The organism is Bradyrhizobium sp. WU425, from assembly GCF_021052305.1.
Lineage (GTDB): Bacteria > Pseudomonadota > Alphaproteobacteria > Rhizobiales > Xanthobacteraceae > Bradyrhizobium > Bradyrhizobium canariense_D.
The window spans coordinates 3,478,156-3,490,834 of sequence record NZ_CP088089.1 but is presented as its reverse complement, the minus strand read 5'-3'; the positions used below and the strand labels follow the sequence as shown (position 1 = coordinate 3,490,834).

General features: G+C 60.6%; 10 protein-coding genes. 6 read left to right on the top strand and 4 right to left on the bottom strand.

Annotated features, from left to right (window positions below; all coding sequences use genetic code 11):
- Positions 1 to 10 precede the first annotated feature (10 nt).
- Entirely contained in the window at positions 11 to 2,650 is a 2,640-nt protein-coding gene (tssH, locus tag BcanWU425_RS16820; RefSeq protein ID WP_085348542.1) for a type VI secretion system ATPase TssH, read from the top strand.
- A gap of 5 nt (positions 2,651 to 2,655) precedes the next feature.
- Complete coding sequence (locus BcanWU425_RS16815; RefSeq protein ID WP_085383663.1) at positions 2,656 to 4,242, top strand: class I SAM-dependent methyltransferase; 1,587 nt, start codon at positions 2,656 to 2,658, stop codon at positions 4,240 to 4,242.
- 89 nt (positions 4,243 to 4,331) lie between these two features.
- On the opposite strand, the gene BcanWU425_RS16810 is transcribed toward BcanWU425_RS16815, so the two are convergent.
- Positions 4,332 to 4,940: a hypothetical protein gene (locus tag BcanWU425_RS16810; RefSeq protein ID WP_231190730.1), complete on the bottom strand. Its 609-nt coding sequence runs from the start codon at positions 4,938 to 4,940 to the stop codon at positions 4,332 to 4,334.
- A gap of 233 nt (positions 4,941 to 5,173) precedes the next feature.
- On the opposite strand from BcanWU425_RS16810, the gene BcanWU425_RS16805 reads away from it, so the two are divergent.
- From BcanWU425_RS16805 to BcanWU425_RS16790, 4 genes are all read left to right on the top strand, one after another.
- Positions 5,174 to 6,052, top strand: coding sequence for a hypothetical protein (locus tag BcanWU425_RS16805; RefSeq protein WP_162496436.1), 879 nt, complete (start codon positions 5,174 to 5,176; stop codon positions 6,050 to 6,052).
- A gap of 197 nt (positions 6,053 to 6,249) precedes the next feature.
- Positions 6,250 to 7,248, top strand: coding sequence for a hypothetical protein (locus BcanWU425_RS16800; RefSeq protein ID WP_198293380.1), 999 nt, complete (start codon positions 6,250 to 6,252; stop codon positions 7,246 to 7,248).
- 645 nt (positions 7,249 to 7,893) lie between these two features.
- A complete protein-coding gene (locus tag BcanWU425_RS16795) occupies positions 7,894 to 9,156 on the top strand; it encodes an MASE4 domain-containing protein (protein ID WP_231190729.1) in 1,263 nt (420 codons plus the stop codon).
- Positions 9,157 to 9,293: 137 nt separating this feature from the next.
- Positions 9,294 to 9,587 (top strand): ATP-binding protein, encoded by a 294-nt coding sequence (locus tag BcanWU425_RS16790; protein ID WP_231190887.1) that lies wholly within the window; start codon positions 9,294 to 9,296, stop codon positions 9,585 to 9,587.
- 44 nt (positions 9,588 to 9,631) lie between these two features.
- On the opposite strand, the gene BcanWU425_RS16785 is transcribed toward BcanWU425_RS16790, so the two are convergent.
- The 3 genes from BcanWU425_RS16785 to BcanWU425_RS16775 are packed head-to-tail and all read right to left on the bottom strand — an operon-like array spanning position 9,632 to position 12,637.
- Entirely contained in the window at positions 9,632 to 10,096 is a 465-nt protein-coding gene (locus BcanWU425_RS16785) for a hypothetical protein (RefSeq protein ID WP_204511555.1), read from the bottom strand.
- Entirely contained in the window at positions 10,080 to 10,997 is a 918-nt protein-coding gene (locus BcanWU425_RS16780; RefSeq protein WP_204511556.1) for a DUF2950 domain-containing protein, read from the bottom strand. Before BcanWU425_RS16780 ends, BcanWU425_RS16785 begins: the two co-directional genes overlap by 17 nt.
- Positions 10,994 to 12,637, bottom strand: a complete 1,644-nt coding sequence (locus tag BcanWU425_RS16775) for a DUF3300 domain-containing protein (protein ID WP_204511557.1) — start codon at positions 12,635 to 12,637, stop codon at positions 10,994 to 10,996. Before BcanWU425_RS16775 ends, BcanWU425_RS16780 begins: the two co-directional genes overlap by 4 nt.
- Positions 12,638 to 12,679: the final 42 nt, after the last annotated feature.

Genomic DNA, 12,679 nt, shown 5'->3' with positions numbered 1-12,679 from the left:
AGGAGCCGCCGTGACCGACATCAGCATTGAAGCTGTAACGGGCAAGCTGAACCGGGCCGGCTATGATGCCTTCATACAGGCCCTGCGCCACGCAAAGAGCGCCGGCAATCGCAACGTCGAGCTTGCGCACTGGCTGTTTCATATTCTGCAGCAGGAGGGCAACGATCTCAGCCTCTCGGTCGATCACTACAAGCTCGACCGGGCGCGCTTATTGTCGGACCTGGCCGGCGTGATCAGCGGCTTTTCTAAGAACGAGACCGACATGCCGGGCGTCGCGAATTCGGTCATCGATCTGCTCGATCGCGGCTGGCACTATGCCACGCTCTTCTTTGGCGAGACCCAGATCCGCACCGGTCATCTGCTCGTTGCCGGCCTGAAATCGAACGATATTCGTCGCGCGCTGAACAACCTCTCGCGAGAATTTGCCAAGGTCAACGTCGACGCACTGGCGGCGGAACGCCGCGCTGTCTGGACCGGCTCCGACGAGGAGGACATGCGGCCGATGGACGGATCGGGCCTGGTTGGCGCCGGCACGGAAGGCGCGGCCCAAGCTGGTCCGAAGGGCACGACGCCGCTCGACCGGTTCTCCCAGGACCTCACTGCCAAGGCTAAATCGGGCGAAATGGATCCGATCCTTGGCCGGGACGAAGAAATCCGCCAACTGATCGACGTGTTGATGCGTCGGCGGCAGAACAATCCAATTCTCACGGGCGAGGCTGGCGTCGGCAAGACCGCAGTTGTCGAAGGCTTTGCGCAGCGCATTGCCGCCGGCGACGTGCCGCCACCGCTGCGCAATGTAAGGCTCTGCGCACTCGACATCGGCCTGATGCAAGCCGGCGCCTCCATGAAGGGCGAGTTCGAGCAGCGCTTGCGGTCGGTGATCGACGAGGTCCAGAGCTCACCTACTCCCATCATCTTGTTCATCGATGAGGCCCACACACTCATCGGCGCCGGCGGCGCCGCCGGTACCGGCGATGCGGCCAATCTCCTGAAACCTCCCCTCGCCCGTGGCACGCTTCGTACGATCGCCGCCACCACATGGGCGGAATATCGCCAGTACATCGAGAAGGATCCCGCGCTCACCCGGCGCTTCCAGCCAATCCAGATCGATGAACCTGATGTGGAGACCTGCTGCATCATGCTTCGCGGACTTCTCGGTCCGATGGAAAAGCACCATGGCGTTCGCATTTCGGATGCTGCGATCGTCGCAGCAGTCAACCTGTCCCACCGATACATTCCTTCACGGCAGTTGCCGGACAAGGCGGTTAGCCTGCTTGATACAGCCTCGGCACGCGTAGCCATCAGCCAGAGCGCGACGCCGGCCTTGATCGAGGATGCACGCGTGGCGATTGCCGCTCGTGAAGCTGAGAGATCTGCGCTCGTCAGCGACGGCGACCTTGGGATAGAGGACAACGAGCGCATTGTCGCGATCGACAACGACATCGCCGCACTGAAAGACAAGCTGACGAACCTCGATGGCGATTGGGCGGTCGAGCAGGAGCTCATCAAGGACATCCGCAGCATTCGTGAAATCCTGTCCAGGCCCAAGGAAGGCGAAGATCCGGCTGCCAGGCGCGCGGAGCTGCGCGGCAAGTTCGACACACTTGAGACCATCAATCCGGAAAAGCGAATGGTCTATGCCCATGTAGACCAGCAGTCGGTGGCGTCCGTTGTCTCTGATTGGACCGGCATCCCGGTCGGCCGGATGATGCGCGACGAGATCGAAACCGTGCTGAAGCTACCGGAGATCCTCAACCGCCGCGTCGTCGGCCAGTCCCATGGGCTGACAATGATCGCCAAGCGAATTGAGACCAGCCGCGCTAAGCTGGACAACCCGTCGAAACCGATCGGCGTATTCATGTTGGCTGGCCCATCCGGTGTGGGCAAGACCGAAACCGCCCTGGCGCTTGCCGAGACTCTTTATGGCGGCGAGCAAAACATGATTACGATCAACATGTCAGAGTTCCAGGAAGCGCACACCGTCTCGACCTTGAAAGGCGCACCTCCCGGGTATGTCGGCTATGGCGAAGGTGGGCGCCTCACCGAGGCCGTCCGGCGCAAGCCCTATAGCGTCATTCTGCTCGACGAGGTGGAGAAAGCTCATCCCGACGTCCATGAGATTTTCTTTCAGGTATTCGACAAAGGAACCATGGAGGACGGCAACGGGCGACGGATCGACTTCAAGAACACTTTGATCATCCTTACCACCAACGTCGGCACCGATATGATCATGGGCCTATCACGCGATCCAAAGTATCGCGACGAGCCGGAAGAGCTCGCCAGGATGCTAAGGCCGGAGTTGCTCAAGGTGTTCCCAGCGGCGCTGCTCGGACGCATCGTCTCGATACCGTACTTCCCGCTATCGGACGAGATGCTGTCCGGGATCGTGCGTTTGCAACTCGACCGCATCGGAAGGCGCCTTCGCGACAATCATAACGCGACCTTCGGTTATGACGACGCGGTCGTCGAGCACATTGTGTCGCGCTGCAACGACCCCGACTCCGGTGGGCGAATGATTGACAACATCATCACCAACACCCTGCTCCCCGAGCTGTCGCGCGAATTCCTCAGCAAGTCGCTCGCCAAGGAAGAGGTGAAGGAAGCACGTGTCTCGATTGACAACAACAAGTTCGCATATTCGTGGAATTGAGCACGATGAACATTCAAACCGAGCATCGTCACCCAAACATCGGTCCAACGCCATACGACGAGGTCTACTACCCGGGCCATGTTTATGGGCTTACTCATCCCAACCATCTTGCTACCATGGCCGCCGTTTACGGCATGCAGCCGGCGCCGGTCGAGCGTTGCCGGGTGCTGGAGCTTGGCTGCGGCGTCGGCGGCAACCTGTTGCCGATGGCCTTTCAATACCCGAACAGCGAATTCGTCGGTGTCGACCTGAGCGGCGTGACGATCGAGCGCGGTCAGAACAATGTCGCTACATTGGGCCTGGAGAACATCAAGCTTCTCCACTGCGACATCATGAATGTCGATGCAAGCTTCGGACGGTTCGACTACATCATCGCGCACGGCGTGTATTCCTGGGTGCCACCGGCGGTGCGCGAGAAGATGATGATGATCTTCAAACAGAACCTCGCGCCGCAGGGGGTCTGCTACGTCAGTTACAATGCGCACCCGTTCTCACATATGCGCGACATGGTCCGCGACATGATGCGGTATCACACCCGCCGCCTCACCGGCATGAAAGAAAAAGTAGGACAGGCCCGCGCAATCTTGAAGTTCTTGAGCGAGGGATCGAAAGCCAACTCGGTTCACGGCGCGATCATGCGCGATCAGTACAACCGCGTCCTCAAGGCGCCCGACGAGCTGTTGTTTCATGACGATCTCGACGAAGGCGCCGAGGCCTTCCTGCTGCACGAGGTTGTCGAGCTTGCAGGCTCTCATGGCTTGCAATATCTAAGCGACGCCGATTTCTCGCGACGCAATCTGGCGGGCTATTCCGAGGAGGTACGCGCGACGTTGCAACGCTTCCCGGAAACCGAGTTCATGGCACGCGATCAGTATCAGGACTTCATCGACGGTAACGGCTTTCGCCGTACCTTGCTCTGCCACGACAACGTCTCGCTCTCCCGCCAGACCGACCTCGATTTCGTCACCCGATTCTATTTGCTGAGCACGACGAGCCCGGTTGATCCGGACGCCTGCGTAACGGACGATTCAGCGATGGAATTCGAAAATGAGGACGGTAGCAGGATCACGGTGACCAATTCGCTCTTGAAGGCGGCGCACCTATGCCTCGGCCGCGCTTGGCCTCGCGCGCTGTCATTTGACGAATTGCTCGATGGGGCGCGAGTGCTGCTTGGCGGCGGGCAGGCAGATGATGACCAAAAGGCGTTGACCGAGGCGATGTTTATCCTGGCTTGCAGCGGCGAGGTCTCGTTCCTGCTGTCGCGTCCCTTCTTATTGACGGAAGCGACCGAGCATCCGCAGGCGAGCCTGCTCGCGCGAAAACAAGCGCAAACAGGTCCGCTCGTCACCAATCTCCTCCACCAAACCGTGCAGTTGGAGGACGACCGAACCAGGGATTTCCTGCAATTGCTCGATGGTACGCGGACTATCGACCAGATCACGGCCGAAATGACCGAGAAATTCGGCCCGACCATCCAGGTAGGTCAGAAGGATCGTGCCAGGAAGCCCGCCGAGCCGCTGCTGCTATCAACGCGAGAAAGCGTTCAACGCTCGCTTGCGATGGTCGGCAAGCTGGGCTTGCTAATCGCCTGACGCGCTCATGTGCGCCGGGCACCGTGGAAGGAGTGGCGGAAGGAACCAGAAGATCTGCTACCTCCCGAAACAGGCGAGGTGCCCATCACTCAGCCATCGTGGGTGTACTGCTGGCCGAGCAGCCATCCGGTGAGAATACCACCGGGTCCGCTGGTATAGACCGGATGAAGGCCCACGCCGGCGCGCAGCATCCGCCATTCACTCTCGCCGACCCAGGGAATGCCAGGATCGCCCTTTTGGTATTGCGACAGTAACGTTTTGGCGACCTCAGCGGCATTGGCGTAAATCGGGCCGTTGGCCCAGCGCGGCCGCGGGAGGCCGGTCATGCGGCAATAGAGCGCCGTGCAGACGTACGCGGACGCCTCTTCGGCATTGGCGTCGAGGCCGGTACGCAACAGATCGTAGGCTGCATGCAGGCTCTCATGGACGATATAGGCTCCGTCCATCCGCCCCGCCGCCGACACGACCTCCAGCGTGTTCGCAGCGACCGCTGTGCCGTCCGCCCTGGTTCTTGCCACATCGTTATATTGTGCAGCAACGCCTGCCGCGAGATCCGTCGGAGCCCTGACGGTGACCCGCCCCAACCGGATCGCGCGGGCGACGTGATGGAACGTTTGCGGCGCAATCGTCACGTGGCTGCCGCGGATCGGAAATCGGAAACGAATGCGTGCTACCGCCGGCCCATTGAGTATATCCAATACCCTGCCTCGCAGTGACATCTGATCGTCCTCGCCGCTTAAAGTACCCCCTGCATAGTGGTCGCCGATTCCAGTTGGCGGGTTCAAACTGCATCGGTGCTGGGGCAATAGGGGTTTGACTCTTGCCGTAATTGGCATGGGGCGTTCGGTAACTTCATAGAACGAGCAGACATTGAACCCGAACCCGTTCGGGCGAGACCAATCTGAGGTGAGGATTGCCACGGAGGCGCGCCATGACGACGACCGATCCGACGACGACCGACACTTACCGGAAGATCGCGGCGCGATTGACCATGCTGCGACCGCAGATCGATTTGAAGAATTACTTTGCCGGCGCCAACCCGAATGTGCGCCTTTATGACGAGAAGCCCTACATCCGACACCAACTCGAGAAGTATGGTGTCGCTGCCGCGACGACCACGCTCGACGGCGTCACCTTCCTGCCCAAGGACTGGGAAGAGCTGATCAAGAAGCTGCGCATTGCCAAGACGACGGACGGATTCGACGCATTCGCCGAAGGGCAAAGCCCGGAAAAGGCGTCGCATTGGGCTCTCGATCTGTCGATGGCGGCAACGATCGGCAAGGGGTTTCGGGAGATCTGGCGCCCAAAGCTGTCCGACAAGCCACTCTCAACGCGGGATCTCCCGGGCCGGCACGGCTTCGGGCTCGGACGCGACCGCGGACAATGGAGCGATGCCTACAGCTCGCAATTCGGCAAAGACCCGCAGCCCCAGGACATCACCTCGCTGCATTTCGCAGTAGCACCCGACCGGGTGAACGTGCACATCGACGAAACAGGCTTCGTGTTCGAGGGCGTGGACGGTGCCCTTACGGTCGGGCCGAACTTCATGCACCACGCCGGCAATGAGCTGTTCTGGAAGAGCAACTCACATGTGCCGCGTTGGGCGGCCGAACACATCGACTTGATATTGCCGAACAGCGCGAACGACTTTTCGCGCGTGGGCGTTTCGGTCGACATGTACCAGCGCAAAGATCTGCGCGTCACGGTCACCGGCTCCTGCGGAATTTTCGGCGGTTTCGAGTGCTCCGGAACCGTGAGCGTCAGCGGCACGCATGACCTGCTAGGCTCGAGGTCAAAAGGCCGACGCTAAAGCGGGGATTGCTGGTTCGATTGTCCACGCCTCCAAGCTACGAATGAGGCTCCTCCCTAGCCTACCTGTTCGCGGTCCGAATGAATGGAACCATCGAACCGCCTCAAGGTAACGGCGACCAATGAATATTGGTGGCAAGAGTAGTTCTGCAGGACTCAGCAAGGGAGGTCCTTACATTGCCGAACCAGGAAAGACCCTTGAAGCCTGTCGTCGCAAGCTACGTACCGCCAGCGGGAACGCGACATGCGGTGGCGGCAGGCGAGACCTGGATATCCCTCGCCAAGCGGATCGGCATCGATCCATGGGACCTCATCGAGTTCAATTTTCCGGGCATCAAGCTCGTCAAACAGCGCGATTTCCAACAAGCCACAAGGCAGGTGAACTGGTACCTAGCCGAGTATGTAGGCTGCCGCGCGATATCGCCCGACCGCCAGAATTTTGCGTTTTCTTCCGGTACGACCGGCGGGAAAGGTGGATGGAAAGGCGGCTTCATCTATCTACCGCCAGGTACGCCGCCTCCCCCGCCGATTGCGCCCATTCCACCGGTTGCGCCCACACCAGTGGCCCCGATCCCACCGGCATGTGAAGGAAGCCGACCCGACTTCGCCCGCGTGCTGGACGTCAGCGAACGGGATTTCGCGCGCAACGTCTTTGGCCCGACCCTGCCGCCGTGGGAGACGATCGCGATTACCAACGGCCTGGGAGCAGGCGGAAGACCGTGGACGAACGACGGACCGTTCTTTAGAGGAAGCAATCCCATGGTGCCGAGCATGCGGTATGCCATCAATCTTGGCAATGTCGCGTTCAGTAACCTGGCATCTCCTAGCCCCACCTTCGGCCTCCTGTGCGACAACTTCGGTCGAATTTGCGACCTCTTCGTGCACGAAATGACCCATGTGTGGCAGGCGTTCAACGATTCGAACTGGACGATGGCGCGCTCCTTCTGGGCGCAGACAATCGGTGCCGGCTACGAGTACACGCCCGGCGACTCCTGGGACTCATACAACGTCGAGCAACAGGCACACATCGTTGAAGATTGGCACAAATACAAAATCAGTCTTCCGATGCTTGCCGAGGAACGCTATCCGTACGTCCGGCTCGTGATCCGATCTGGACGCCTCACTTTTCCTCGCGGGCTGGATCTGGCGGCATTGAAAAAGGACCTTCAAGATCTGCGCGCAAGGCACCTGGAGTAGGTCCGCCGCAAGGGAGTGGTCGGGAGCTTACTCAAGTGATGCAACAACACGCCGATAATTCGACGCGGTGCGGTAGCGCATTCTTCCTCTCTCCGAGAGTAGTTTTACGACTTGTCCAGCGTGCTGGTCAGCTTCATAGCGCAAGCACACGGAGAAGAATTGCGCGGCCGCCATGCGACAGGCAATCGACGTCCTGGCAGACTGTTTTCTGCGTCGCTAGCGCGCGGCGCATAGCTCGCGACAACCGCGGTCAGAATAGCCTGGGCTCGACGTACAATTTGCTGGCCCTCGCAGCCGCCAACGAAATCCAGACCGCAAAATCATCGATCGAGGTTCAAATCTACACTAAGCAAACTCGACACCAGCACATTGCCCCGCATGGCGAATTTCCGGTGTGTTGCCGGGCTCAACCGGCGAGCAACGATCCGGATGATTATCCCGGCGCGGTGAACCGGCGCGACACTATTGTGGATTAAGGTTGGGGAAAGCTTTAGCAAGCTTCGCACAGTCCTTGCAGGATTCCGGTGTATACGCGGCGCAAAGCTTCATGATCGTTCCTCGGAGGGGCTTCAACCTGGTCTGCCCTTACGGGCTTTCAACGGGCGTGGGGACGAGTAAGATGCTGTCTCGTGGCACGGAGGCGGCATGAGCCAGCGCAAGTTCATGGGACTTGTCGGCGGTGCGACAGCATCAGGGCCGGGCATTGCGCTAGCGAGCCAGCGATCAGCCAACGCAGCCGCCGAGCCCGCTTACGATGATGAGCAAGAATTCCCACTGATCATCGCGAACATCCCCGCAACCCCTCGTCAAAAGGCCTGGGCGGTGGGTGTCGCCGTCTTGCTCATCGTCCTTGCAGCGGTCATCGCGCCGTTCGCCCGGATCCAATTGGGCCAGATTAATGGTTTCGTTCCAGTGTTGCAGACCGCGTTGGCCTTGGCCGAGTTCATCACGGCAGCCCTGCTATTTGCTCAATTTTCGATCCAGCCTCAACGGGCACTTCTCGCACTGGCAAGCGGATACGTTTTCAGCGGATCATTCGCATTCTTGCAAACGCTCGCCTTTCCGAACGGATACGCTTCCGCGGGTGTCATTGGGGATGGACTGAACAGCCCCGCTTGGCTTTACGTGCTATGGCACGCAACGTTCCCCGCGGCGATTTTCGGCTACGGGTTCATGAAGGATCATTCCGTCGGCGGCAGACCAGGCAGACCTGCAACAGCCGCGATCATAATAGTTGTCGGGTGCATCGGCGCCGCCGTGGCAGGACTGACGTGGATCGTGAACGCGAAAGCCGAATGGCTTCCTAATTTCTACGTGAACGACGTCAGGCATCAGACCCCTCTCGGCAATCAGGTCAACCTGATGCTTTTGCTATGGAATCTGACTGCTCTCACCGTTTTGTTTGCACGCATGCGCACCATTCTTGACCTCTGGCTGATGGTGACTTTGCTCGCCTACTTGCCGAACTTTCTGGTAGCAATCATCGGCAGCTCGGTTCGGTTCACCATCGGTTGGTACGCAGCACGCGGTTTCGTTCTCGTCGGCAGTTGCATGTTGCTGACCGTATTGCTCATCGAAACGATGTTTATCTATTCGCGCCTTGCCAGCGTCATTGCCCTGCAACGACGCGAACGAGCGAACCGGCTTCTCAGCATCGACGCGGTCACTGGCGCGATCGCCCACGAGCTAAGATCGCCATTGGGGGCCATCTCGCTCAATGCTGCGACAGGCCTAAGTCACCTGCGAGCTGCCCCCCTTGAACTGGAGGACCTCGAGAACATCCTGTCTGACATCGAAGCGGACAGCAGCCGCGCCGCTGACATCATATCGAACATTCGCGAGATGACAATCAAACGGCGCAGGGCGGCGCTTCAGCAAACGTCGAGGATGTCGCCGAGCTTGCGCTGAGACTGTTGAGGCACGATCTTCTTGCCAATGGCGTAACAGTAATTACGGAGTTTCAGGGCAACATTCCCCCAGTCGCTCTGGGCGGCACTGAGCTTCAGCAGATTGTCCTGAACCTCTGCAAAAACGCGCTTGACGCAATGAGTTCTGTCCCCGCCGATCAACGACAGCTCCGTATGAAAACCAGCCTTGATGGTGGCGCAACGGTCCATTTGTCCGTAGAAGACTCCGGCACCGGCATCACACCCCGTCACCAAGAGCGCATCTTCGATCCGTTCTTCACGACGAAACAAGGCGGTATGGGGTTGGGGCTGGCCATCTCCTCCAACCTGGTCGGAAGGTGCGGTGGAAAGCTGAGGCTGGTCAAATCGGACGTCAGGGGCTCCGTTTTCGAGCTGGAAATGCCCGTCTCCGCCCCCGCTTCGGTGCAATGACGGTACGGGACCGTCACGACCATTCCGTCTTTCGCGCGCGCTCACTACAGAGAGATCATGATTGTGCTGAGATTAGCGGCGAATTCCACCCCGGCTTTTGGTCCCTGCAGCACCATCGTGACCCCTTTGTCGTTGCGCAGCTGAGCGCCATTGATGCCGCCGATCAGGGCGGCCCCGCCACCGACCGAGCTGTATGCGCCGGCAAAATCGCTGACCTCTCGAATGCCTGAAGCCCAGCCCTCGAGCCACCCAACGGTAGCGCCGACGGTAAAACCCAAGCTTACCCCGCTGATGCGGAACGGATGATGGCGGCCGCGATAGGTCAGCACGCCGCTCCCAGCGCCACCGCCCACGAGCAGTCCCGCCTTTACGATCTTGATCCGGACCTGCGCGGATGCCTGTGCAAACGACGGGGTCGTCGGGATAAGGAGTGCGAGCAGCACGAGGCGTGCCAAACGCCAAAGAAGCACACGCAAGATCTGCGTGCGTCGCTCAGGGTTTTGCACCATCCAGCTTCTTCCAGGTCTGGTCCGGATCGAACGCGCTGATGCGGGAAACGAGGACCTTGGTCCGAGGCCCGAGATCCTTCTGGTAGACAACGCCCGCATGGTTGACCAGGAAGGTCATGACGCCGGAATTGCCGTACTCGGCCGGCCAGGCGACCAGTGCGAAACCTCCGATCATCTTGCCGTTGACGACATAGTTCAGCGCGCCGCCTGGCGTGTTCGATCCCTGCCCCTTCAGGATGCGGAAATAGTAGCCATGATAGGGCGCCGGCCCCTCCTCGGCCTTGTAGCCTTCGGCGGAAGCCTGCGCCGCCAATGCACCGAGCGGGCTCGGGTCGCTGTCGTCGCGCCAGAACAACCCGTCCTTCTTGCCGGCACTGCTGACGATGCGCTGCGCGTACACGCCAGTACCCTCACCGCGATCCTTGTCGGCGTATTCGTTCTCGGCATCGACAAAGGCGAGACTGGTCTGGATCGCGTCGAGTTCATTGCGGCCGATGCGGCGATACAGCACCTCAATGCGGCCTTCGGCGGTATCGAATTCCCAGCCGGTCCTGGTGTTGACGAGCGGAATCGGGAACGGAAAGTCGTCCGGACCCAACATCAGCACTGCCTTCCTGTTACCTTCCGCCTTGATCGCATGCTTCGCATCATACATCGAGGTGAAGCGTTTCCGGATGTCGACGTCGGCGACCTCGTCGCCGGAGGAAACGATGTCCTCGGCAGCGCTGCCGAGGACTTTCAGGATGGCCCGGTCCGGCCCGCTTTTCACGGCGGCAGCGAGCGCCGTTGCCGCATCCTCCGGTGTCGGATAGGACTGCTGCGCAAGGGATAGCGAGCTCAGGAGCCCCACCGCAATAATGGCCGGCAAGATGGCGAGACGAAGCGACTTCAAACCCATCATGGCGTCACCTCGCCAGGAATCCGCGCGCCGCTCTCGAGCCAGTCGCGATAGGTACGGAATTTCAGACCGAGCTTTTCGTAATAGACCCGGAGATAGCCGTCGGCTCCGCGGGTGACGGCTACCGGCTTCACGTCCTCGACTTCTTGCGCAATGACGCCGACATAGGCCTTGTCGCTGCCGATATAGCTGAAGCGGTAATAACCAAGACCGCTTGCGAGATGGCCGAGCAGAACGACGTCATGCTTCAGCGCGATATCGGAACGCCGTCCGCCGCCACCACCACCACGGCCTCCGCCACCCTGGAAGCCTCCGCCGCCGCCTCGGCCGGCGAAGCTCGCACCTCCGCCACCGCCACCGCGCGGTCCCATGCTCGCCATGCTCGCATGACCACGCGCCGATGCTGCGGCCGCCGAGCGGCCCGACGACACGTTCAGCACGCTTCCGCTACCACCGCGGTTCACGGCTTTGGCGCCCCCACCCTTGGCGCCGCCCGCTTTAGGGCCAGCACTCTTTGCGCCGGCATTCTTGGCACCACCGCCCTTGGCCGCGCGATCGCCACCGCCTTTGGCGCGATCGCCTCCCGCCTTGGCGCGATCCCCGGCGCCTTGACGGTCGCCACCTCGCTCGCCAGCGCGATCTGCCGCACGATCCCCAGCGCGATCTGCGCCACCAGGTCGATCCTGTCCCGGCTTCAAGACTTGCTGTCCGTCGCGGCCGCGGAAATCCATGCGGTCGGCGGCGCCGGCCTTCAGATTGCTATTGCCGAAGCGCTGCTGAACGTTGGCGTTGTTGTAGCGTACCCCTTGGCGATGCGACGGATTGTGCTGCCAGCCAGTTCCGATGTTGGTGGTGCGGTGATTGATATAGACGTTGCGGTTACCCCAGTTGCAGCCGCCGCCCCAATAATTGCCCCAGCGACCGATGGCCCAGGCTGTGCCGAACGCGAGACCCGCCGCGACGACGCCTGCGCCGATGTAGGACGGGTAGCCGAAGTAATATGGTGGATACTCGGTGTAGGGCCACGCGCCGTAGACCGTCGCAGGCTCGTAGTACGGCACGTACATCGTATCGGGAACCGCCGGCTCGATCACGACCACCTGCCTGCTTTCCTCGGTCTTCACGGTCACCTTCTGCTGCGTGGTGGTCACCAGCTTCTTGTTGTCATAAGCCTTGGTCCGCAGCCGCTGGACCGCATCCATCACATCCGATTGCTGCGCGAGCACGGCGTCGCCCAGCGCCTTGGTCCAGTCGAGCTTGTCGCTCATCATGGCCAACGCTTCGGCGGTTGAGGCCAGCGCCTTGACGCTGTCATCCCAAGGCTGCTTCTCGACTTCAGTCTTCAGGGCATCACCCTTCAGAGTCTTGCGCTCTTTCAGCCAGCGATCGGCCTGAACGACTTCCAAGGGATAGGTGGACGCGGCCAGCACGTTTGCAAGCAGTTCGTCCGGATAGAGCGCAATCGGTGCGACCAGAGCATCGAGCTGCTCGGGCTTGAGCAACTCAGCAGCCGATGGAGGCTTGCCGGCGGTTTGGACTTGGCTACTTGGGGCCGCCGGAGCGTCTGCGGTTTGGGCTACTGCGGCGACAGGCATCGCCAAGAGCAACGCCATCGCGATCAGAGTGTTCCCGCAACGAAGCATCACGTCCTCCCTTGAGCTCCCGTTGGACCAAGCATCTTGGAC

What these genes read in the sequence shown, in the direction of transcription:
- BcanWU425_RS16815 (WP_085383663.1), top strand. Translation starts at nt 2,656, where the DNA reads ATGAACATTCAAACCGAGCATCGTCACCCAAACATCGGTCCAACGCCA.
- BcanWU425_RS16805 (WP_162496436.1), top strand. Translation starts at nt 5,174, where the DNA reads ATGACGACGACCGATCCGACGACGACCGACACTTACCGGAAGATCGCG.
- BcanWU425_RS16795 (WP_231190729.1), top strand. Translation starts at nt 7,894, where the DNA reads ATGAGCCAGCGCAAGTTCATGGGACTTGTCGGCGGTGCGACAGCATCA.
- BcanWU425_RS16790 (WP_231190887.1), top strand. Translation starts at nt 9,294, where the DNA reads ATGAGTTCTGTCCCCGCCGATCAACGACAGCTCCGTATGAAAACCAGC.
- BcanWU425_RS16785 (WP_204511555.1), bottom strand. Translation starts at nt 10,096, where the DNA reads ATGGTGCAAAACCCTGAGCGACGCACGCAGATCTTGCGTGTGCTTCTT.
- BcanWU425_RS16780 (WP_204511556.1), bottom strand. Translation starts at nt 10,997, where the DNA reads ATGATGGGTTTGAAGTCGCTTCGTCTCGCCATCTTGCCGGCCATTATT.
- BcanWU425_RS16775 (WP_204511557.1), bottom strand. Translation starts at nt 12,637, where the DNA reads ATGCTTCGTTGCGGGAACACTCTGATCGCGATGGCGTTGCTCTTGGCG.